The sequence below is a fragment of the Streptomyces avidinii genome, assembly GCF_045161815.1.
GTDB lineage: Bacteria > Actinomycetota > Actinomycetes > Streptomycetales > Streptomycetaceae > Streptomyces > Streptomyces avidinii.
Genome location: NZ_CP108863.1, coordinates 2467393 through 2490112, shown reverse-complemented (window position 1 = coordinate 2490112; position 22720 = coordinate 2467393). Strand labels below are relative to the sequence as shown.

Genomic DNA, 22720 nt, shown 5'->3' with positions numbered 1-22720 from the left:
CGACCCACCGGGCGCACAGCCCGTACGCCGGCGGCCACGAGCCGCCGGTGTACGGGCCTTTCGGCTGTCAGGGCTCTACCGCGCCGCCGGGACCGGCCACCGGCCCGCTCCGCTCGCGCGGGTCAGCGGTCGACGGGCAGGCCCTTCGGTTCCTTGATGCGCTTCATGATGATCTGCGAGTTGACCTCGGTGATGCCGGTGAGGGCCGTCAGCTTCTCGATCCACAGGCGCTCGTACGCGCGCAGATCGGCGACGGCGATCCGCAGCAGGCAGCCCGGGCTCCCGAAGAGGCGGTAGGCCTCGATGACGTCCGGGATGTCCTGGAGGGCGGCCTCGAAGGCCTCGACCGCCTCCCGGTCGCGCCGCACCTCGACCGAGACGAGCACCTCGAACCCCCGCTCGACCGCCTCGGGGGAGATCACGGCCCGGTAGCCCTGGATCACCCCGTCCTGCTCCAGCTGCCGCACCCGGCGCATACAGGGGGAGGGGGTCAGTCCCACCCGCTGGGCGAGCTCCTGGTTGCTCAGGCGGCCGTCGGCCTGAAGCTCGCGCAAGATATCTCGATCAATGGCGTCCATGGCGCAATTATCACTCGGCGAATGTGAACAGCCCTGGTGGAATACGCAATCACATTGCGCCCGGATCGCTCTATCATTGCTGCTTTGAGCACATATGTACGAGTGACGTACGAGTGACACGAGTGACACGAGTGAAGGGCGGCCACGGCCAATGGGACGGATCGTCGTCATCAGCACCGGCGGGACGATAGCCAGCCGCTGGCAGGGTTCCGGCTTCGCGGCCGACGCCGACGGGAACGAGGTGATCGCCACCGCACCGCTCCCCGAGGGCGTCAGCGTCGAACTGGTCGACCTGTTCAGCGTGAACAGCCCGCGACTGACCACCGCACACCAGCTCACCCTGCTGCGCACCGTGCACGAGGTCCTCGCCGACCCCGGCGTGGACGGCATCGTCGTCACGCACGGCACCGACACCCTGGAGGAGTCGGCCTTCCTCCTCGACCTCCACCACCACGACCCGCGCTCCGTGGTCTTCACCGGCTCGCAGCGCCCCATGGGCACCGCCGACGGGGACGGCCCGGGGAACCTCTACGACGCCCTGCTCACCGCCGCGAACACGCGCGGGCTCGGCGTACTGATCGCCTTCGCCGGACGGGTGCACGCCGCCCGCGGCACCGTGAAGACGCAGGCCGTGGAACTGGACGCGTTCGCCGACCCCTCGAAGGAACTCTTCGGGAAGATCGGCTTCGGCAAGGTCACCGTCCTGCGCACCCCGCAGCGCCCGGCGCCGCTCCCGCTGCCCGCGATGCCGGAGATCCCGCCGCGCGTGGACGTGGTCGTCCACCACGCCGACGGCGACCCGGTCCTGCTGAACGCCGCCGTCGAGGCCGGCGCGCGCGGCGTCGTCCTCGTAGGGACCGGCGCGGGCAATGCCACCCCGGAGATCGTCGACGCCGTCCGGGCCGCCGTCGGCCGCGGGGTGCTGGTCGCCCTGACCACCCGGGTCATGGCCGGACCGGTCACCGAGATCTACACCCACGGCGGCGCGGTGGACCTCGTGGCCGCCGGAGCCGTCCCGACCGGCACCCTGCGCGCCGGCCAGGCCCGTATCGCCGTCCTTTCCGCGCTGCTCGCCACGGACAACAAGGTCGAACAGACCCGCATCCTGCGCGAGGCGCTGGGCGCGGACGGCCCGGTGCTCGTCGGGGCATAACCCCTCCGGGGCAGCGTGTGCGGCCGCTACGATTCGGGTAACGGTCGCTACGCTGCGGGGGGTTGCATGGAGCCCGGGACCATCGGCGTCCGGCTGGCCTCGGCGGCCATCGGGCCCCTCGTCAAGAAACTGTTCGTCACCGAGGGCGGCGGGGCGGGCCTCGTCGACAAACCGATCCGCCTCTCCGGCTACGTGTCCTTCACGGGCGAGAAGCGCACGCTCACGGAAGCCGACCTCCGCACGCTCGCCGCCAAGCTGGTGAAACAGGCACTGCGCACGGGCGAGCGCCCGATCCCCGCGGACGAACAGCAGGCCGTCACCGACGCCCTCGCGCAGACCCTGCGGGGTCTCGGCGACCTGACGATGACCGACCTGGATGCCGTCCGGCTCGGTTCCGCGGCCTTCGCCCGGGAGCTGCGCGCCGTGAGCGGCCGCCCGGAGCGTGAACTCAGCGCCGACGCCACGTACTTCCACGAGCGGCTCGTCGACGCCGCCTGCCTGCACATCCTGCAGTTCTTCACGCAGCGCTCGACGTTCGTGGCCCACGCCATGGTGGAACAGACCCGCGGGATCGCCGAGCTGACGGCCAAGGTCGACGAACTGATCCGCCGCGATCCGCTGCCCGGCGCCGAGGACGCCGCGTTCGAGCAGCTGTACCTGCCGTACGTGGAGAAGAAGCACGGCAAGCTGACCATCTACGGCATCGACCTCAGCAACTCCCCGACCCGGTGGCCGCTGGACGCGGCGTACCTGAGCCTGGAGGCGACATCCGTCCCGCCTGCGCAGGGACCCCCGGACTGGCAGGACCGGGACCGGGACCGGGACCGGGACCGCCGGGACGGTACACAGGACGCGGAGAGCGAGGTGGTCCGTCAGAACGTGGCCGCCTTCTTCTTCGAGCACGGGATCAGCCGGTTGTCGGCGCCGGCACCCGCCGATCAGGCTCTGGCCGACAGCCCCCGGGTCCTGCTCCGGGGCGAAGCCGGGTCGGGCAAGTCCACCTTGGTGCAGTGGCTGGCCGTCACCGCCGCCCGCCAGGACCTCCCGACGCAGATGGACTACCTCTACGACCGCATTCCCTTCGTCCTGCCCCTGCGCACCCTCACCCGCCACGGTGAACGGCTGCCCGCTCCCGCGGACTTCGCCGAGCTGCTGTCTCCGTCCGTACGGCTGCGCTGCAAATGACCGGGCGGCGCCCGGAGGGCGTCGCCCGGTCCGCCGTCCGTCCTCAGATCCCCGGGTTTCCGAAGGCCGCCAGGATGCGGTCCGCCGCCGACGTCGGGGTGACCGTGCCCGCCCGGACCGCGGACTCCAGGCCCGGCGCCAGCTCCCGTACCGCCGGGTCCGCCCGCAGGCGTTCCAGCAGTTCGTCGCGGACCATCGACCAGGTCCACTCCACCTGCTGCGCCGCCCGCTTCGCCGCCAGCCGGCCCCCCGCGTCCAGCAGGGTCCGGTGCTGCTCGAGGCGGTTCCACACCTCGTCCAGCCCGGTCGACTCCCGCGCGCTGCACGTCAGCACCGGCGGGGTCCAGGCCGCGTCCACCGGGTGCATCAGCCGCAGCGCGCCCGAGAGTTCCCGGGCCGCGGCCTTCGCGTCGCGCTCGTGCGGGCCGTCCGCCTTGTTCACCGCCAGGACGTCCGCCAGCTCCAGGACGCCCTTCTTGATGCCCTGCAACTGGTCGCCCGTACGGGCCAGGGAGAGCAGCAGGAAGGAATCGACCATCCCCGCCACCGTGGTCTCCGACTGGCCCACGCCGACCGTTTCGACGAGGACCACGTCGTAGCCCGCCGCCTCCATCACGATCATCGACTCTCGGGTGGCCTTGGCGACCCCGCCCAGCGTGCCCGCCGAGGGCGACGGCCGCACGAACGCCGCCGGGTCCACCGACAGCCGCTCCATCCGGGTCTTGTCACCCAGGATGGAGCCGCCCGTGCGCGTCGACGAGGGGTCCACCGCGAGCACCGCCACCCGGTGGCCGAGCCCCGTCAGCATCGTGCCGAAGGCATCGATGAAGGTGGACTTGCCCACCCCCGGCACACCGCTGATGCCGATCCGGCGGGCCCGGCCCGCGTGCGGCAGCAGCTCCGTCAACAGGCCCTGCGCCAGCACCCGGTGAGCGGGCAGGGTCGACTCGACGAGAGTGATCGCGCGCGCGATGAACGCGCGCTTCCCGTCGAGCACCCCCTTCGCGTAGGCCTCGATGTCGATCTTCGGCACCGGCGGCCGCCTACAGCTCGTGGCCCAGGTCCGCGGCCAGCCGCGTCACCAGGTCGTGGGCCGCGTCCGGGATCACCGTGCCCGGCGGGAAGACCGCCGTCGCGCCCATCTCCAGCAGCGTCGGGACATCGGCGGGCGGGATCACCCCACCCACGACGATCATGATGTCCTCGCGGCCCTCCTCCGCCAGCTGCTCGCGCAGCGCCGGTACGAGGGTCAGGTGGCCGGCCGCCAGCGACGAGACGCCCACGACGTGGACGTCCGCCTCGACGGCCTGCCGGGCCACCTCCGCCGGGGTCTGGAACAGCGGGCCGACGTCCACGTCGAAGCCCAGGTCGGCGAAGGCGGTCGCGATCACCTTCTGGCCGCGGTCGTGACCGTCCTGCCCCATCTTGGCGACCAGGATGCGCGGACGGCGACCCTCCGCCTCCTCGAACCGGTCGACCAGCGCACGGGTGCGCTCCACGGACGGGGACTCGCCTGCTTCGTTGCGGTACACGCCCGCGATCGTACGGATCTGGCTCGCGTGCCGTCCGTACACCTTCTCCAGTGCGTCCGAGATCTCACCGACGGTGGCCTTGGCGCGCGCCGCGTCCACCGCCAGGGCCAGCAGGTTGCCGTCGCCGCGCTCGGCCGCGTTCGTCAGCGCCCGCAGGGTGTCCTGGGTGACCGCCTCGTCGCGCTCCTCGCGCAGCCGCCGCAACTTGGCGATCTGCTGGCTGCGCACCGAGGAGTTGTCGACCTTGAGGACGTCGATCGCCTCGTCGCTGGCCACGCGGTACTTGTTGACGCCGATCACCGGCTGCCGGCCCGAGTCGATCCGCGCCTGCGTCCGGGCCGCGGCCTCCTCCACCCGCAGCTTCGGGATGCCCGCGTCGATGGCCTGCGCCATGCCGCCGGCCGCCTCGACCTCCTCGATGTGCTGCCAGGCACGGCGCGCCAGGTCGTACGTCAGCTTCTCGACGTACGCGCTGCCGCCCCACGGGTCGATCGACCGGCAGGTCCCCGACTCCTGCTGGAGCAGCAGCTGGGTGTTGCGGGCGATGCGCGCGGAGAAGTCCGTCGGCAGCGCGAGGGCCTCGTCGAGGGCGTTGGTGTGCAGCGACTGGGTGTGGCCCTGGGTCGCGGCCATCGCCTCGATACAGGTGCGCGTCACGTTGTTGAAGACGTCCTGAGCGGTCAGCGACCAGCCCGAGGTCTGCGAATGCGTGCGCAGCGACAGCGACTTGGCGTTCTTCGGGTCGAACTGCTTGACCAGCCGCGCCCACAGCAGGCGGGCCGCGCGCAGCTTGGCGACCTCCATGAAGAAGTTCATGCCGATCGCCCAGAAGAACGACAGGCGCGGCGCGAACGCGTCCACGTCCAGCCCGACGGCCTGCCCGGCCCGCAGGTACTCCACGCCGTCGGCGAGGGTGTACGCCAGCTCCAGGTCGGCCGTGGCCCCGGCCTCCTGGATGTGGTAGCCGGAGATGGAGATCGAGTTGTACCGCGGCATCTTCTGCGAGGTGAAGGAGAAGATGTCGGAGATGATCCGCATCGAGGGCTTGGGCGGGTAGATGTAGGTGTTGCGGACCATGAACTCCTTGAGGATGTCGTTCTGGATGGTCCCGGCGAGCTTGTCGGGGGAGACGCCCTGCTCCTCCGCCGCCACGATGTACAGCGCGAGGACAGGCAGCACCGCGCCGTTCATCGTCATCGACACCGACATCTTGTCCAGCGGGATCCCGTCGAACAGCTGCCGCATGTCGTAGATCGAGTCGATCGCCACGCCCGCCATGCCGACGTCGCCCGTGACGCGCGGGTGGTCGCTGTCGTAGCCGCGGTGCGTCGGCAGGTCGAAGGCCACCGACAGGCCCTTCTGGCCGGACGCCAGATTGCGCCGGTAGAAGGCGTTCGACTCCTCGGCCGTGGAGAAACCGGCGTACTGCCGAATCGTCCAGGGCTGGTTGACGTACATCGTCGGGTACGGGCCGCGCAGGTACGGGGCCACGCCCGGGTAGGTCCGCAGGAAGTCCAGGCCCTCCAGGTCCCGCCCGGTGTACAGCGGCTTGACGCCGATGCCCTCGGGGGTCTCCCACAGCAGGTCGGCGGCCGCGGTGCCGGTGGACTCCTTCACCGCGGAGCGCCACTGCTCCTCGGACACCCCTGCGACGGCGGTGGGGTCGAGCGCCAGCTCGGAGAAATCGGGGATGCTCAAGACGGCACTCCCATCCGGTCGAGTACGGAGGACAGCACGGCGACGGCGTCACAGCCGGCGAAGACGTACTCGTCCACGGAAGCCTCTGCGGTGCCCGGCCGGCCGGCGAGGAAGACGGTCGTGGCGCCCGCCGCGCGCAGCGCCCCGGACACCGCCGCGGCCTGCTCCTCGTACAGCGCGTCGCTGGAGCAGAGCACGGCCATGCCGTCCGCTCCGCTCGCGGCGTAGGCCTCGGCGGCCGTCGCCGGATCCACCGACACCGGATCGTGCACCGGTTCGATGCCGCCCGCCTGGAACAGGTTCGAGGCGAAGGTGGCGCGCGCGGTGTGCGCGGCCGCCGGGCCCAGTGCGGCGAGGAAGATCCTCGGCCGGGCCCCGGTCGCCGCCAGGTGCGCGTCGCTGCGGGCGCGCAGTGCCTCGTACGCCTCGTCGCGCCGCACCCGCGGCAGTCCGCCGGTGGGTCCGGCGGGCGCGGGATCGCGGACCACCGGCTTCTCCGACAGCAGCGGGAACTCGCTGACACCGGTGATCGGTTCGCGGCGCCTGGCCAGCTTCTTCGAACGCTCGGCCCAGGTGGCGGCGAGCCGTTCGGCGACCAGCCCGGAGCGCAGGGCGGCGGCCTGACCGCCGGCCTTCTCCAGGGTCTGGAAGAACTCCCAGGCCGCGTGGGCGAGTTCGTCGGTGAGGCGCTCCACGTAGTACGAGCCGCCGGCCGGGTCGATCACCCGGGCCAGGTGCGACTCCTCCAGCAGGATGGTGGAGGTGTTGCGGGAGATCCGGCGCGCGAAGGCGTCCGGCAGACCCAGCTCGTTGTCGAAGGGGAGCACGGTCACCGAGTCCGCGCCGCCCACCCCCGCGGCCATGCAGGCCACGGTGGTGCGCAGCATGTTCACCCAGGGGTCGCGGCGGGTCATCATCACCGGCGAGGTCACCGCGTGCTGGAGCTGGGCACCCGCCTCCGGGGCCCCCGAGGCCTCGGCGATACGGGCCCACAGCCGGCGCGCGGCGCGCAGCTTGGCGATGGTGAGGAACTGGTCCGCGGTGGCGGCGTAGCGGAACTCCAGCTGCCCGAGCGCATCCGCGGTGCTCAGCCCGGCCTCGGTGAGCGCGCGCAGGTAGGCGACACCGGTGGCCAGGGACAGGCCCAGCTCCTCGGCGGCGCTGCCGCCGGCCTCGTGGTAGGGCAGCGCGTCGACGGTCAGGGCGCGCACCCCGGGCCAGTCGGCGGCGGCCTCCCGGGCCAGCTCGACGGCGGCGGCCGAGTCCAGTGCCTCACCCGTGCGGGCCTCGTGGCCCAGCGGGTCGGCGCCCAGCGAGGCCCGAGCGGCCTCGGGGGCCACCGCGCGCTCGGTGAACAGGCGCAGCAACGCGCGCGCGGCCTCGGCGTATTGCGCTCCGGCGTCCAGGACGACGGGGGCGAGGTCCAGGTAGACCCCGTCCAGCGCCCGGGCGAGGCCCTCGACCGGGAGACCGCCCCGGCCCACCGTGAGCCAGAGGGAGGTGACCCCGTTCTCCAGGTCGGCGAGGGCCGCCTCGTTCAGCCGTACCGGATCGGCGCCCGCGAGGCGCTGGCGCACGTCCCAGCCGTTCGCGGTGGTGCCTTCCGGCCTGCCCCCGCGGACGAACGGGGCGAAGCCGGGGAAACCGGTGTCGGGAGCCGTCCCGTCGGGCGGCGCGGTGTACAGCGGGCGCGTGGTGAGCCCGTCCTCGATAGGGGTGGACAACGCGTCTTCTGCGGCCTCGCCGGAGACTTCCTTGCCCGACTTTCGCAGTACGCCTTCTACAAGGCGCTGCCACTGCTCATGCGTCGCGTCAGGGAACTCGGCGGCCAGGGAGAGCCCGTCGTCAGGCAGGACCGTCATGGCTCGAATGTAGGGGAGGGCGCTCAGGTGGCACCATACCGGTGGGTGTGATCTCGCCCTCTCGGGCCAGGCCGAAGGGATCCTGGAACACCCGGCTGAGCAGCACGGTTGCCGCCGCCTCCGGAAGGACGGCCGGACCGGCGTGCGGGACGACGATCCGCTCGGGATCGTCGCACACGTGCGAGAGCTCCGTCGCGGCGTCCCGGATCTCCTGCAGATATCCCTCGTCCAGGACGCTCGCCAGCTCGGTCACGACCATGACCGCCGGATTGAAGACATCCAACAGAAGAGCCGCCGCGCGGCCCACCGCGCGGGCGCGCTCGCGCAGCAGCCGGTCGGCGCGGGGGTCACCGGTGGCGGCCGCGTCCACCAGCAGGTTGACCGAGGGGTCCGGCACGATGCCCCGGCGCACGGCCTCGGCGCCGAGCGCCGTGTCGGACGCGGTCGCCTCCAGGCAGCCGGTACGCCCGCACGCGCACGGGACGTCCGACCGCGGCACCGGCAGATGGGCCACGTCGCCGGCGGCCGCGCCCGGACCCTGGTGCACGGTCCCCTCGATCCCGAAGGCGGCGTCGACGACCCGGCCGATGAACAGGTGCACGAGGCTCCGGCGGGCCGCGGGGCGGCCGAAGAGGATCTCCGCCCGCGCGACGGCCCGGGCGTGGTTGTCCACCCGCACCGGCAGCCCGAGCGCGGCCGACAGCTCGGCGGCGAGCGGCTTGCGGCTCCACCCCAGCGCGGGGTGCCGTACGACGATCCCGTCGTCCGGGCTGACCCAGCCGCCCAGGGCGGCGCCGACGCCGAGGAGCGGCCGCCCGGAGTCGAACGCGGCGAGGAAGCGGCGGAGTTCGGCGGTGATGGCGAGGGAGAGGTCGGCCGTGGGGCGCCCCTCGTGCGGGAAGGCCCGGCGGGCCAGCAGTTGCCCCCGCAGGTCGACGAGGCTGAAGGTCGAATGCGGCACCCCGATGTGCAGACCGGCGGCGACCGGCCCGCCGACGGCCCCGGTGTGCAGGTCCAGCGGGATCCGCGGCCGCCCCACGCCGCCACCGGGCCCGGGCAGCTCGCGCAGCAGCCCGCCGCGGAGCAGCCCGGTGGTCTGGCGGGACACGGCGGCGGGGCTCAGCCCGGACAGCGGGGCGATCCCGCTGCGGGCGACCGGGCCGTGGTCGAGCACCGTCCGCAGCACGGTGGCGGCATTGGCGGAGGCCCGGCTGTCGCCGGCCATACGCGTCACGCGGTCTCCTCGGGGGTGGGGTGTGTGTCCCCCGATCATGCCGGGTCGGCCCCGGCGGCCCCGTACCCCGGCGAACGCGTGGCGGCCGCGTTGCGGGGGCATGAAATCCGGCCACGGTTTTCGGCCGCCGGAAGGGGGTGGCGGGCGGTTCGGGGTACGGGGGAAAGTGCAGGTCGTAGGGGGTGTGCAGGGTGGGCCGGAGGCCCGGGTGCGGGAGCGTTCGGTGGCTGCGGACGGGGGTTGACCGGGGGCCGGAGCCGCTGACACGCTCCGGGACATGTCCGCGAACGCATACCTCGCCCCGCGGCTCCACACCCCCGGCCTCTGTACCGAGCCGGGCGAGTGTCCGGGCCGCTGTCCGGCCCCCGGCCACCCCTGACCCACCGATCCGGCGGAACGCCTGACCGGGCCACCTCGAGGCGGTGCCCGACCCGTCCGGGAGGGCCGCGGGGATCGCCCGGGGACGCTGTCCTCCGACTGCTCCTTTCACGACGCCCCTCACGGGGAGGCCTTCGGGCGGTGTCCCGCCGGGAAACCCCTGGGGTCGCCGCCTTCGGCGCCGAATCGGCGGCGTCGTCCTACGGGTGACCCAGGGGTCAGCCCCCACCGGGCCCATCCCGGCAGGCCGCCCCACCGGGTGCCCCACGGGACGTCGCCCCAGGGGTGATCCACGGGACAGCGCCCGCGGGGCCTCCCCGGGGCGACGTTCCACAGGTGCCCACCGGCGCTCCCTGAGGGGGCGTTGTCCGGAGGCGACCCCAGGGCGGACCTTCCGGGAGACGTCCTCCGGGGCCTGCCCTCCGGGATCCGTCCTGGGGGTGATCCACGGGGACGGTCCCCATGGGGCTTCCCGTGGGAGGACGTTCCACGGGGTGTCCTCCGGGGCTTCCCGGTGGGGGAGTCGCCCTGGGGGTGACCCGCGGGGCGGTCCCCAGGGGCTTCTCGTGGGAGGACGTTCCACGGGGTGTCCTCCGGGGCTTCCCGGTGGGGGAGTCGCCCTGGGGGTGACCCGCGGGGCGGTCCCCAGGGGCTTCTCGTGGGGAGACGTTCCACGGGGTGTCCTCCGGGGCTTCCCGGTGGGGGAGTCGCCCTGGGGGTGACCCGCGGGGTGGTCCCCAGGGGCTTCTCGTGGGGACCACCCCGCGGGCTGTTCTCCGGGGTCTCCCGGTGGGGAGTCGTCCTCGGGGTGATCCACGGGGACGGTCCCCATCGGGCCTCTTGCGGGAAGACGTTCCACGGGTGCCCACCGGCACTTCCCGCGGGGTGTCGTTCCGCGGGTTTCCTGCAGGGTCCCCTCGAGGGTTCCCTGCTGTGCGATCCATGGAGGGGCCGCCGCCGGGTTTCCGTCCGGGGATCGGGCGGTGCACCTGCTGGGGCACCGCCAGGGGGATCCCCAGCGGTTCCTTCGCGAGGGATCCCTGCGTGGGTTGCCACTCGGGGTGACCCACGGGGGTCCGTCGCCGGGGCGTACTGGCGGGCGGCGCGCCGACCGGGGGCGCGTCCCGAGGGGAGCGCCCTGCCTGGACGCAGCTTCGGAGCGTCCGCCCGGGTGGCGCCGCTCTCCGGGGTCCCCGGTTGCGCCGGGGTCACCCGAGGGGCCTCCGCGCCCTCGGGAGCCCGGTGCCCGCACCACCGCATACCTGCACCACCGCGTACCCGGACCACGTACCCGAGCCCGCACGACCTCGTCCCGGCCCAGCCGATCCCGGCCCGCACCGCACACCCGAACCCGGACACAGGACAACCGCACCGCACAGCGCAGCGAACACCGCGGCGCCTCGTCAGCCTATTTCTTCCGCTGCGGAAAAAATCACCGCAGCCCCCGACCAGGGAGTCCTCATGGCCACTGCCACTGCCACTGCCACCATCACCGTCACCAAGATCGGCGGCCGCATCGGCGCCGAGATCGGCGGCGTACAGCTCGGCGGCGATCTGCCCGACGGCACCGTCGCCGAGATCCGGGCCGCCCTCCTCGCCCACAAGGTCGTCTTCTTCCGCGGGCAGGACCACCTCGACGAGGCCGGGCACGAGGCCTTCGCCCAGCGGCTCGGCGCGCCCGTGGCGCACCCCACCGTCCCCTCCGCCGACGGCCGCTACGCCCTCGGCATCGACTCCCACCACGGCGCCCGGGCCAACCAGTGGCACACCGACGTCACCTTCGTCCCCGCCTACCCCGCCTTCTCCATCCTCCGCGCCGTCACCATCCCCCCGTACGGCGGCAACACCCTCTGGGCCAACACCGCCACCGCCTACAGCAACCTCCCCGAGCCGCTCCGCGCCCTCGCCGACAGCCTGCGCGCCGTCCACTCCAACGAGTACGACTACGCCGCCCTCAAGCCCGACGCCCTCCCCGAGGCGCTGGCCCAGTACCGCGAGGTGTTCACCTCCACCAAGTTCCTCACCGAGCACCCGGTGGTCCGCGTCCACCCCGAGACCGGCGAACGCACCCTGCTCCTCGGCAACTTCGTCCAGCGGATCAACGGCCTCACCGGCCGCGACTCCCGCGCCCTGCAGGACCTCTTCCAGTCGCACATCGAGAGCCCCGAGAACACCGTCCGCTGGCAGTGGCGGGCCGGCGACGTCGCGATCTGGGACAACCGCGCCACCCAGCACTACGGCGTGGACGACTCCGACGACCACGAGCGCACCCTGCGCCGCGTCACCGTCGACGGCGACGTCCCGGTCGGTCCCGACGGCGAGCCCTCCCGCCTGATCAGCCCGGAGGCCGTCCCGGACCCCGCCTTCGGCATCGCCTCCGGCGCCTCCGCCTCCACCTCGTCCGCCGCCACCGCCACCGCCTGACCTCGAAGGAGCGCCCCCGTGCCCCACCTGCTCGCCATCACCGGCAGCCCCTCCGCCCACTCCCGCACCGCCGTCGTCGCCGACCACGTGCTGCGCCGCCTGTCCCACTCCGGCTTCGAGACCGCCCACCTGTCCGTGCGCGAGCTCCCCGCCGCCGACCTCCTCGCCGCCCGCCGCGGTGAGCCCGAGATCCGCCGGGCGCTCGAAGCCGTCGCCGGGGCCGACGGCCTGGTCATCGCGACCCCGGTCTACAAGGCCTCGTACACCGGACTACTCAAGGCCTTCCTCGATCTGCTCCCGCAGGACGGCCTCGACGGCAAGACCGTCCTGCCGCTGGCCACCGGCGGCAGCCTCGCCCACGTCCTGACCATCGACTACGCCCTGCGCCCGGTGCTCGCCGCCCTCGGCGCCCGGCACGTCACCGCCGGCCGCTTCGTCCTGGACTCCTCCGTCGAGCGCGGATCCGGCCCCGACCGGTTGCGACCCGAGGCCGAACTCGACCTCTACCAGGCCGTCGACGAGTTCGCCGCCGCCCTGCGCTCCGCCCCCGTGGCCGTCGCGCCCGCCGCCCTCACCACCACCCCGTAGCACCGCCGCCACCCAGCACCCCGCACCGACAAGGATCCGTCATGCCCGCAGCCTTCACCTCGACCACCACCTCCCGACGCCAGTTCCTCGCCCTGCTCGGCATCTCGGCGGCCGCGGTGAGCTGCGGCACGGCCACCGCACGCGGCGGCGGTTCCGGCGCTCAGGTCACGACCTTGAAGTACCAGGGCTCGGTCGGCGCCGTCACCCTCCCCGAACTCGCCGCCGACCTCGGATACCTGGGCGACCTCAAGCTGGAGTGGGTCGGCAACACCATCAGCGGTCCGCAGGACATCCAGTCCGCAGCCACCGGCCAGACCCACTTCGGCGGCGCCTTCAACGGCGCGATCGTCAAACTCGCCTCCAGCAAGGCCCCCATCAAGGCCGTCATCTCCTACTACGGCGTCGACGAGCACTCGTACAGCGGTTACTACGTCCTGGAGGACAGCCCGATCCGCTCCGCCCGCGACCTGCTCGGCAAGAAGGTCGGCATGAACACCCTGGGCGCGCACTCCCAGGCCGTCCTCGACATCTACCTCAGCCGCAACGGCCTCGCCAAGGCCGACTCGTCCAAGGTCGAGTCGCTCGTCGTGCCGCCCGTCAACACCGACCAGGTGCTGCGCCAGAAGCAGATCGACGTGGGCGTGCTGGGCGGCGTCCTGCGCGACAAGGCCGTCGCGGCCGGCGGGATCAGACCGCTGTTCAGCGACTTCGACCTGCTCGGCAAGTTCAGCGCCGGCTCCTACATCATGACCGACCGGTTCATCAAGGAGAACCCGGACACCGTACGGACCTTCGTGACCGGCGTGGCCAAGGCCATCGAGTGGGCCCGCACCACCCCGCGCGAGGAGGTCATCGCGCGACAGACCGAGATCGTCAAGAAGCGCGGCCGCAACGAGGACACCTCGACCCTCCAGTACTGGCGCTCGTACGGGGTCGCCGAACAGGGCGGCCGGATCGAGGACAAGGAGTTCCAGCTCTGGCTGGACTGGCTCGGCGAGCGCGGCGACATCAAGCAGGGGCAGCTGAAGGCCGCCGACCTCTACACCAACGAGTTCAACGGCTTCGGGAAGGGCTGACCGGCATGGCGAAGATCGTGTTCGAGGAAGTGACCAAGACCTTCCCGACCAAGGACAGGAAGAACAGGAGGAACAAGGAGGCGTTCACCGCCCTCGACGGCATCGACCTGGAGATCGGGGCGGGGGAGTTCGTGGTGGTCGTCGGCCCCAGCGGCTGCGGCAAGTCCACCCTCCTGGACCTGCTCGGAGGTCTGACCCGCCCGACGTCCGGGCGGATCCTGCTCGACGGGAAGCCCATCACCGGGCCGGGCCTGGACCGGGGCATCGTCTTCCAGCAGTACGCCCTGCTGCCCTGGCGGACGGCGCTCGGCAACGTGGAGTTCGGCCTGGAGGCGACCGGCGTCCCGCGCCGCGAACGCAAGGACAGGGCGCGGGAGTTCCTGGACCTCGTCGGCCTCACCGGCTTCGAGGACCGGCACCCGCACGAACTCTCCGGAGGGATGCGCCAGCGCGTCGCCATCGCCCGCTCGCTCGCCTACGACCCGGACGTGCTGCTGATGGACGAGCCGTTCGCCGCCCTCGACGCGCAGACCCGCGAGTCCCTCCAGGACGAGCTGCGCCGCATCTGGCAGCGCACCGGCAAGACCGTCGTCTTCATCACGCACGGCATCGAGGAGGCGGTCTACCTCGGCCAGAAGGTGGCCGTCATGACCTCCCGCCCCGGCCGCGTCAAAGAGATCGTTCCGGTCTCCTTCGGGGCCCGAGGCGCCGGCCTCCAGGGCGAGGACCTGCGCTCCAGCCCCGAGTTCGCCCGCTACCGCCACGAGATCTGGACCCTGCTCCATGACGAGGTGGCCCGTGCTCAGCAACTGGAGAAGGAGGAGGCCACCGTATGACCACGAACGTCACCACCCCCGCCACCGAGGCCCCGGCCCGGCCGGACACGGTACGGGCGGACTCCGCGCCCGCCGCTCCCACAGCTCCCGCATCCGCCCTGGCGGAGGCTCCCGCCACCGGACCGGATGCCGCGCCGGTACCGAAGGCCGCCTCCTCACCGGGCGCCGACCCGAGCACAGGCCGCACCGGCCACGCCCCGTCGGCCGTCCGGCAGACCGCCCGGGCCCTCGCCCGGTGGCTGCGCGCCGCCGCCGTGCGCTCGGCGGCCCTCGTCGCCCTGCTCGCCCTCTGGGAGACGGCGCCCCGCCTCGGCCTGGTCGACGCCACCTTCCTGCCGCCGGTCAGCGAGGTCGCCACGGCCTGGTGGGAGCTCCTGGGCAACGGCCAGCTCGGCCAGCACACCCGGGCCAGCCTCGCCCGTTCCTTCGGCGGCTTCGGCATAGCCGTCGCCATCGCGGTCCCGCTCGGCCTGCTCATCGGCTGGTACCGGCCGGTCGCCGCGCTGCTCGGCCCCCTGCTGGAGGTGTTCCGCAACACCGCCGCGCTGGCCCTGCTGCCGGTCTTCGTGCTGCTGCTCGGCATCGGCGAGACCTCGAAGGTCTCGATCGTCGTCTACGCCTGCGTGTGGCCGGTCCTGCTGAACACCATCAGCGCGGTCGGCAACGCCGACCCCACCCTCGTCAGACTGGCCCGCTCGATGGACCTGTCCACCCCGAGGCTCTTCCAGAAGGTGATCCTGCCGTCCTCCGTGCCGGCCGTCTTCACCGGCATCCGGCTGGCCGGCGCGGTCTCCATCCTCGTCCTGGTGGCCGCCGAGATGATCGGCGCCAAGGCGGGCCTCGGCTACCTGATCAACGCCTCGCAGTACAACTTCGCGATCCCGCAGATGTACGCGGGGATCATCACCATCTCCGCCGTCGGCGTGGCCTTCAACCAGCTGCTGGTCACGATCGAACGCCGCCTCAGCACCTGGCGCGTCCCCGCCTGACCCGCGCGCAGCGCCACCGCCGCACCGCGGCTGCCGCACCGCCACCGCCGCACCGCCACCGAACACGAGGAACAGCCATGACCGCGAACCGGACCCTCCACCTCAACGCCTTCCTGATGAACGCCGGTCACCACGACGCGGCCTGGCGTCACCCCGACAGCCGGCCCGACCTGATCACCGACGTGCGGTACTTCCAGGACCTGGCCCGCACCGCCGAGCGCGGCCTGCTCGACTCCATCTTCTTCGCCGACGGGGTCGCCCTCTGGGGCAAGGCCCGCCACAACGCCCTCGGCGGTTTCGAGCCGCTCACCCTGCTCTCCGCCATCGCCGCCGTCACGGAGCACATCGGGCTGATCGCCACCGTCTCCACCACCTTCAACGAGCCCTACAACCTGGCCCGCAAGTTCGCCTCGCTCGACCACATCAGCGGCGGTCGCGCCGGCTGGAACATCGTCACCTCCGGCACCGTCGACGAGGCCCGCAACTTCAACCGCGACGAGCACCTCGAACACCACCTGCGCTACGAGCGGGCCCGCGAGTTCCTCGACGTCGCCACCAAGCTCTGGGACAGCTGGGAGGACGACGCGATCGTCCTCGACAGGGAGCGCGGCATCTACGCCGACACCGACAAGCTGCACCCCGCCGCCCACCGCGGGGAGTACTTCGGGGTCGCCGGACCGCTCAACGTCCCGCGCTCGCCCCAGGGCCACCCGCTGCTCGTGCAGGCCGGTTCCTCCGAGGACGGCAAGGAGTTCGCCGCCCAGTACGCGGAGGCCGTCTTCACCGCCCAGCAGACCCTCGCCGACGGCCAGACCTTCTACAAGGACCTCAAGTCCCGCCTCGCCAAGTACGGCCGCGCCGAGAGCGACCTCCTCGTCCTGCCCGGCATCGCCCCCGTCATCGGATCCACCGAGGCCGAGGCGAAGGCCCTGGAACAGCAGCTCACCGACCTCCAGGTGCCGGAGTACGGGCTCGCCCAGCTCTCCGGGATGCTGAACGTGGACCTCACCGGGCTGCCCCTGGACGGCCCGCTCCCGGACCTGCCCGAGGAACGGGACATCAACGGCAACAAGAGCCGCTTCACCCTCGTCGCCGAGCTGGCCCGCCGCGACGGGCTCACGCTGCGGCAGCTGATCGCCCGCCTCGGCGCCGGCCGCGGCCACCGCGTCTTCGCCGGCACCCCCGAGCAGATCGCCGACCAGCTCCAGGAGTGGTTCACCCAGGGCGCCGCCGACGGCTTCAACATCATGGCGCCGGTCCTGCCCACGGGCCTGACCGCCTTCGTCGACCACGTCGTGCCGATCCTCCAACGGCGAGGTCTCTTCCGCACCGAGTACACCGGCGCCACCCTCCGCGAGAACTACGGCCTGGCCCGCCCGGTCAACCGGTACACCCGGGAGAGTTCATGACCGGGTCCATGGCCGGGTCCATGGCCGGGTTCGACACCGACGTCCTCGTGGTCGGCGGTGGACCGGCCGCCACCTGGGCCGCCCTCAAGGCCGCCGGGGCGGGAGCCCGGGTCGTCCTCGCCGACAAGGGCTACTGCGGGACGAGCGGGGCCACGGCCGCGGGCGGTACCGGTGTCTGGTACGTCCCGCCCGAACCCGCCGCCCGGGAGGCCGCCATGGCCTCCCGGGAGGGACTCGGCGGGTACCTCGCCGACCGCCGCTGGATGGCCCGGGTCCTGGACGAGACCTACGACCGGGTGAACGAGCTGGCCACGCAGGGCCGTTACCCGTTCCCCAGCGGCCCGGACGGGCAACCGCTGCGCGGCGGGCTGCAGGGCCCCGAGTACATGCGGCGGATGCGCATCCGGATCCGCCGGGCCGGGGTCCGCGTCCTGGACCACAGCCCGGTCACCGAGCTGCTCACCGACGCGGACGGGGCCGTCGCGGGCGCCGCCGGCTACCGCCGGCAGGTGCGCGAGTCCTACCGGGTACGGGCCGGCGCCGTCGTCCTCGCCACCGGTGGCTGCGCCTTCCTCAGCGGGGCACTCGGCACCAACACCAACACCGGGGACGGCGCGCTCTTCGCCGCCGAGGCCGGGGCGGAGCTCTCCGGGATGGAGTTCTCCAACGCCTACGGGATCGCCCCCGAGGGCACCTCGGTCACCAAGACGGCCTTCTACTCCTACGCCACCTTCTACCGGGAGGACGGCGGCGTCCTGGAGGGCGCGGCCAGCCAGGGCGGCCGCTCGGTGATCGCCCGCGAACTCCTCACGGGAGCCAAGGTGTACGCGCGCCTCGACCGCGCCGACGAGCCCGCCCGGGCGGCGATGCGCCTCGCGCAGCCCAACTTCTTCCTCACCTTCGACCGGCTCGGCATCGACCCCTTCACCGACCGATTCGCCGTCACCCTGCTCGCCGAGGGCACGGTCCGCGGCACCGGCGGCATCCGCATCACGGGCGACGACTGCGCCACCGGCGTCCCGGGGCTGTACGCCGCCGGGGACGCGGCAACCCGCGAGGAGATCTGCGGGGGCTTCACCGGAGGCGGCAGCCACAACGCCGCCTGGGCCATCTCGTCGGGCAGCTGGGCCGGCCGGGGCGCCGCCGGACACGCCCTGTCCCTGGGCTCCGGCAGCGCCGCCCGCCGCACCGTCACCGGGGCGGGCGGTGCGGGGCTGCGCCCGACGGGGCACCGGGCCCGTCCCGGCGGGCACCGGGCGGCCGTGGAACTTGTACAGGCCCAGGTCCTTCCGTACGACAAGAACTACCTGCGCCGCGGCGAGGTCCTGGCGGATTCGCTGCGGACCCTCGACGCGGCCTGGTCCGAGCTGCGGGCCACGCTGCACGGCGAGGGGGCGGAGCTGGTCAGGGCCCGGCAGGCGGCGGCGATGACGGCGCACGCGCGGTGGATGTACGCGGCCGCCCTCGCCCGGACCGAGCCCGGGGGATGGCCAAGCGCCTGGACCACCCGCACCAGGACCCGCGGCAGCACCACCGGATCCTGGTGGGTGGCCTGGACCGGGTGTGGACCCGACCCGCGGCGCTGGCCGCAGCGGGGGCCACGGGATGATCGAACTGATCTCGGACGCCCGGTGCATCGCCTGCGACAAGTGCATCGAGGTGTGCCCGACGGACGTGTTCGAGCGGGGGCCGGAGGGGATTCCGCTGCTCGCCCGGCACGAGGACTGCCAGACCTGCTTCCTGTGCGAGGCCAACTGTCCGGTGGACGCGCTGTACGTGTCCCCGCTGACCCGGCCGCTGCCGCAGGACCCGGCCGTACGGGACGAGGCGGGGCTGGTGGGGCGCGGGCTGCTCGGCAGCTACCGACGGGAGATCGGCTGGGGCGAAGGGCGGACGCCCGGTGCGCTGCGGGCCGTGGGACCGGCGCCGGCGCCGACGGCGCCGCCGATCACGTCCTGACCGCGGGGGAGGCGGGGCGGGCCGGCCGGGACCCCGGCCGGCATGCCCCGCCGTGCCTGCTCAGACCGTCAGGACGATCTTGCCCCGGGTGCGGCCCGAGGCGCTCAGCTCCCAGGCCCTGGCGGCCTCGGCGAGCGGCAGCGCGTGCTCCACGTTGACCGTGAGCTTCCCCGCCTCGGCCAGTTCCGCCAGGAACGTGAGGTCGGCGGTGTCGGGGCGCACCCACAGCTGGTGGGCGCCCTGGGCGGCCGCCTCGTAGTCGGCGATGGAGACCACCCGGTGGCGCTCCTTGACCAGGGACTGGAGCGTCCCGATGACGCCGTCCCCGTAGAAGTCGAGGCCCGCGTCGATGCCTTCGGGCGCCAGCTCGCGGATGCGGTCCGCCAGGCCCTCCCCGTACAGCACGGGCTCCGCGCCGAGGGAGCGCAGGTAGTCGTGGTTGTGCGCGCCCGCCGTGCCGATGACCCGCAGACCGAGCGCGACCGCGATCTGCACGCCGAAGGACCCGGTGCCGCCCGCCGCGGAGTGGATGACCACGGTCTCCCCGGCCTTGAGGCCCACCCGCGTGAGCGACTGGTAGGCGGTCAGGCCGGCCAGCGGGATGCCCGCGGCCTGCTCGAAGGTGAGCCCGCGGGGCTTGCGGGCGAGGGTGCGGACGGGAGCGGACACCAGCTCGGCGTACGTGCCGAGTTCGACCCACTCCTTGCGGACGTAGCCGTAGACCTCGTCGCCGACGGCGTGGTCGAAGGTGTCCTCGCCGACTGCCTCGACGACTCCGGCCACGTCCCAGCCGGGTATGACCGGATGGCGGACCTCGAGGATCGGGTCGAGATATCCGGCGGCGAGTTTCCAGTCCACCGGGTTGACCCCGGCGGCCTTGACACGGACGAGCACCTCGCCCGGGCCGACCTTCGGCTTCGGTGCATCAACGAGCGTGAGGGTGGCGGGAGTTCCATATGCGTTGTATGTGATGGCCTTCATGATCGTCCCCAACGCGGGGCCGCGGCCGGGTATTCCGGCCCGTCAGGCCGTCAGGCCGGAAGGGTGTTGCGGTGCGAGTTGCGGCGGGCCGCGCTGAAGAGCGCCTGGATCTGCGCACCCGCCTGCTCGACGTCGTCGAGGGGCGAGGGGAAGGGCAGCCGCACGTCGCGGTGGCCGCGCCGTTCCTCCAGCCGCAGGGTGATCCCGTACCGGTCCATGGCGACCGGCAGCGCGCGGAGCACGGTGGCGGTGGGCAGCGGCCGGACCAGCCGCAGCAGCAGGGTGACCAGGTCCTGGTGGTCGTCGAGGAGGTGCGTGAGCATGCCCGCCTCGTACGGGGCCAGCGGGTCGGGGCAGGCCGCGTCGAGCTCTTCGAGGCCGACGTGCGAGCGGCCCTCCGGGGTCTCCAGGACGGCCCGGTCGAATTCCATGCAGGTGGAGTTGACGCCGGAGTCGTCGGCCGGGTCGGAGTACGGGGTGAGCAGGCGGCCCAGCACGGTGACCCGGGCGCGCACCCGGTCCCGTACGGGGGTGGGGGCGACGTCGGTGAACTCCAGCCGGATCGCGGGCCGGTACTCGCACTCGCCGCCGGGCTCGGCGGGGTGCAGGTGCAGCCGTCCCATCGGGTCGCTGCCGTCGAGGTGGCGCACCTCCGACCGCAGCCCGTCGGTGACCACGTTCATGGAGTGGGCGGCGGTCAGGATCGACCGGATCCGCTCGGCATCGGTGGGCCGGGCGGCCGGGGTGGCGGGGGCACCGAACTGGCGCATGCGGATCTCTCCATCGTCCGGGTGACTTAGGTATGCCTAACCTAACCTATCCGGCTCTTCGAGAGTACCCGGCCCGCTCGTGTCGTTGTTGGGCTGAACGGGTGAAACGCGAGAGGATGGGGGGATGCACATGAAGCGCACGGCCGAGGCGGCCCGGTGAGCAGGTACGACGTCACCGACGAACAGTGGGAGGGGCTCGCGCAGGTGGTCCCCCTGCGCAGTCGCAACGAATGGCCCTCCCGGGTGGACCACCGCACGATTCCCACGGCGCCCGGAGCGTCGGCGGCGGAGCAGCGGCGCTTCGTGGTGATCAGAGTCCAGATCTTCGCGGACGCCCGGGAGGTGGCGGAGTACCTGATCGCGCAGATCCCGGTGCTGCTCGACCTCACCGGTGCGGACAGCGAAGTGGCCAAGCGGATCCTCGACTTCAGCAGCGGCGTGGTCTTCGGTCTGGGCAGCGGCATGCACCGGGTGGACCGGAACGTCTTCCTGCTCGCGCCGGTGGGGACCGAGGTCGAGGGGATCGCGGCCGCGGCCGTCCCCCGATCGTAGGAAGGTCCGTGCGAGGGAACGGTTCGCCGGAGCCGCGGGGGGTCCGGCGGGCCGTACCGTCCCGCGCATGGACGCCACTTCGGACACGACGGCGGTAGGCACGGCCGCCGCCGTCGCGTTAGCCGACACCCGTACCGATCCCCCCGAGGCCGGCCCGGCCGGTGCCGCGGGAGGCCCGTCCGCCGCGGTGCCCCCGGCCCCGGCCGACCCGCCCGTTGCGCCCCGCGCGCCGGCCGCTTTCACGGCCCCGGCGCCGGGCGGGCCTCCCGAGGCACCGGCCGGGCCCGGCGCCGACCCGGTCGTGCCGGGGCAGGCGGGGCCCCGTGGCGCCGGTCGTCCTGCCGGGCCCGCGCAGCGGTATCCGCGGCCCGCGGTCACCGAGCTGCGGCTCTCCGCCTTCGGGCCGCATCGCTCGGCGGTCTTCCCACTGGGCCCCCTCACCCTCTTCGCCGGACCGAGCGGCAGCGGCAAGTCCCAGGCCCTGGAGGCCTACGAGGCCCTGGCCGGGCTTGCTTCCGGAGTCATGCTGGAGGAGGCCTTCCCGGACGCGTGCGCCCGCATCCCGGACCGGGCCGTCCCCGACGCGCAGCGGCGCCGCGGATTCCGCCTCGGCGTCACCGTCGACGGCCCCGCCGGCCCGGTCCGGCTCGACCTCGCGGTCCAGGCCGAGCCCGCACTGCGGATCGTCGGCGAACGGCTCTCGCAGGACGGGAAGATCCTGCTCGCCACCGCTCTGCGCGACCCCGGCCGGCGCTCGGTCCAGGCCGCCTGGCTGACCGGCGGGACCATCGGCGTCACCCGGGCCCCGCTGCCCGACGACCGGCTCGGCACGGCGCTGCTCCCGCTGCGCGTCGCCGGATCCACGGCGGGCCAGCGCCAGGTCCTGGCCGCCGCGGAACAGGTGGTCGTGGCCCTGCGCGCGGTGTTTCCCTGCGACCCCCGCCCGGACCGCATGCGCGGGGCCGTCCCACCGGGCGAGGGCCGGCTGCTGGGCGACTGCGCCAACCTGGCCGACGTGCTGCGCCGGACGCGCAGCGAATGCGGCACCCGCCACGCGCTGCTGGCGGAGGCGGCCCGTACCGGCTGCGCGGGGCCCGTCGCGGGGCTGGACGTACGGGCTGCCGCGGGTGGCGGCCCCGTCGCGGCGGTCCTGGACCGCGGGCCGGACCGGCCCGCCACGGGACTGGGCCGGTTGGGCGCGGGCGAACTCCGCTTCCTGGCACTGGCGCTGGTCCTGCTCACCGGGCCGGGGGTGCTGGCCGTGGATCCGGCCGCCGAGTTGCTCTCCGCGCGGCAGGCGCTGACGGTGCTGGCCGACGACTTCGACCGCGGCCTGGACCGGCGGCAGAGCGCCGAACTGCTGCGGCTCGCCCTGCTGTCCTGCGGCCGCGGTCACATCAGGCTGGTGGCGGCGGTGGGGGAGACGACCGCGGCCGCCGCCCGCGACCTTGCGGGCGTCGCGATGGTAGACCTGGGTACATGAACGAGACGCAGGAGCCGCCCCGGCCGCCGGAAC

General features: G+C 73.3%; 18 protein-coding genes and 1 pseudogene. 12 read left to right on the top strand and 7 right to left on the bottom strand.

Features of this window, described 5'->3' with window-relative positions:
- Positions 1-122: 122 nt before the first annotated feature.
- On the bottom strand, positions 123-578 hold the full coding sequence (locus OG373_RS10955; protein ID WP_397730025.1) for an Lrp/AsnC family transcriptional regulator: 456 nt from the start codon (positions 576-578) through the stop codon (positions 123-125).
- A 151-nt stretch (positions 579-729) separates the two neighbouring features.
- Here OG373_RS10955 and OG373_RS10950 point away from each other — a divergent pair, with 151 nt between their 5' ends.
- Positions 730-1731 (top strand): asparaginase, encoded by a 1002-nt coding sequence (locus OG373_RS10950; RefSeq protein ID WP_397730024.1) that lies wholly within the window; start codon positions 730-732, stop codon positions 1729-1731.
- Between the two features lie 66 nt (positions 1732-1797).
- Positions 1798-2916: an NACHT domain-containing protein gene (locus OG373_RS10945; RefSeq protein ID WP_405437816.1), complete on the top strand. Its 1119-nt coding sequence runs from the start codon at positions 1798-1800 to the stop codon at positions 2914-2916.
- Positions 2917-2959: 43 nt separating this feature from the next.
- On the opposite strand, the gene meaB is transcribed toward OG373_RS10945, so the two are convergent.
- From meaB to OG373_RS10925, 4 genes are read right to left on the bottom strand one after another with little or no spacing between them, the layout of a single operon-like run.
- Positions 2960-3949 (bottom strand): methylmalonyl Co-A mutase-associated GTPase MeaB, encoded by a 990-nt coding sequence (gene meaB, locus OG373_RS10940; protein WP_397730022.1) that lies wholly within the window; start codon positions 3947-3949, stop codon positions 2960-2962.
- A gap of 10 nt (positions 3950-3959) precedes the next feature.
- On the bottom strand, positions 3960-6146 hold the full coding sequence (scpA, locus tag OG373_RS10935) for a methylmalonyl-CoA mutase (protein WP_405437814.1): 2187 nt from the start codon (positions 6144-6146) through the stop codon (positions 3960-3962).
- Positions 6143-8008 carry a methylmalonyl-CoA mutase family protein gene (locus OG373_RS10930; protein ID WP_405437812.1) on the bottom strand — a complete coding sequence of 622 codons (1866 nt, stop codon included), beginning with the start codon at positions 8006-8008 and terminating at the stop codon, positions 6143-6145. Before OG373_RS10930 ends, scpA begins: the two co-directional genes overlap by 4 nt.
- Positions 7992-9233 carry an ROK family protein gene (locus OG373_RS10925; protein WP_405444020.1) on the bottom strand — a complete coding sequence of 414 codons (1242 nt, stop codon included), beginning with the start codon at positions 9231-9233 and terminating at the stop codon, positions 7992-7994. Before OG373_RS10925 ends, OG373_RS10930 begins: the two co-directional genes overlap by 17 nt.
- A 1848-nt stretch (positions 9234-11081) precedes the next feature.
- Here OG373_RS10925 and OG373_RS10920 point away from each other — a divergent pair.
- The 8 genes and pseudogenes from OG373_RS10920 to OG373_RS10885 all read left to right on the top strand — a co-directional run bounded on the left by OG373_RS10920 (position 11082) and on the right by OG373_RS10885 (position 18901).
- On the top strand, positions 11082-12044 hold the full coding sequence (locus OG373_RS10920) for a TauD/TfdA dioxygenase family protein (protein WP_405437811.1): 963 nt from the start codon (positions 11082-11084) through the stop codon (positions 12042-12044).
- Between the two features lie 18 nt (positions 12045-12062).
- Positions 12063-12632, top strand: a complete 570-nt coding sequence (gene ssuE, locus OG373_RS10915) for an NADPH-dependent FMN reductase (RefSeq protein ID WP_405437809.1) — start codon at positions 12063-12065, stop codon at positions 12630-12632.
- 41 nt (positions 12633-12673) lie between these two features.
- Positions 12674-13708 carry an ABC transporter substrate-binding protein gene (locus OG373_RS10910; protein ID WP_405437806.1) on the top strand — a complete coding sequence of 345 codons (1035 nt, stop codon included), beginning with the start codon at positions 12674-12676 and terminating at the stop codon, positions 13706-13708.
- 5 nt (positions 13709-13713) lie between these two features.
- Entirely contained in the window at positions 13714-14544 is an 831-nt protein-coding gene (locus OG373_RS10905; RefSeq protein ID WP_405437804.1) for an ABC transporter ATP-binding protein, read from the top strand.
- On the top strand, positions 14541-15533 hold the full coding sequence (locus tag OG373_RS10900) for an ABC transporter permease (protein WP_405437802.1): 993 nt from the start codon (positions 14541-14543) through the stop codon (positions 15531-15533). Before OG373_RS10905 ends, OG373_RS10900 begins: the two co-directional genes overlap by 4 nt.
- A gap of 77 nt (positions 15534-15610) precedes the next feature.
- Complete coding sequence (locus tag OG373_RS10895; RefSeq protein WP_405437800.1) at positions 15611-16942, top strand: LLM class flavin-dependent oxidoreductase; 1332 nt, start codon at positions 15611-15613, stop codon at positions 16940-16942.
- Positions 16939-17544: pseudogene (locus OG373_RS10890) on the top strand (FAD-dependent oxidoreductase); the annotation flags it as partial. The gene OG373_RS10895 and the pseudogene OG373_RS10890, both read left to right, overlap by 4 nt.
- Before the next feature lie 1003 nt (positions 17545-18547).
- Positions 18548-18901, top strand: a complete 354-nt coding sequence (locus OG373_RS10885; RefSeq protein WP_405444018.1) for a 4Fe-4S dicluster domain-containing protein — start codon at positions 18548-18550, stop codon at positions 18899-18901.
- 60 nt (positions 18902-18961) lie between these two features.
- On the opposite strand, the gene OG373_RS10880 is transcribed toward OG373_RS10885, so the two are convergent.
- Together OG373_RS10880 and OG373_RS10875 are read right to left on the bottom strand one after the other, a co-directional pair.
- Complete coding sequence (locus tag OG373_RS10880; RefSeq protein WP_405437799.1) at positions 18962-19882, bottom strand: NADP-dependent oxidoreductase; 921 nt, start codon at positions 19880-19882, stop codon at positions 18962-18964.
- A 50-nt stretch (positions 19883-19932) separates the two neighbouring features.
- Positions 19933-20652, bottom strand: coding sequence for a DUF2470 domain-containing protein (locus OG373_RS10875; RefSeq protein ID WP_405437798.1), 720 nt, complete (start codon positions 20650-20652; stop codon positions 19933-19935).
- Between the two features lie 156 nt (positions 20653-20808).
- Here OG373_RS10875 and OG373_RS10870 point away from each other — a divergent pair, with 156 nt between their 5' ends.
- Positions 20809-21204, top strand: a complete 396-nt coding sequence (locus OG373_RS10870; protein ID WP_030012729.1) for a cell division protein SepF — start codon at positions 20809-20811, stop codon at positions 21202-21204.
- A gap of 67 nt (positions 21205-21271) precedes the next feature.
- Entirely contained in the window at positions 21272-22687 is a 1416-nt protein-coding gene (locus tag OG373_RS10865) for an ATP-binding protein (RefSeq protein WP_405437796.1), read from the top strand.
- Positions 22688-22720: the final 33 nt, after the last annotated feature.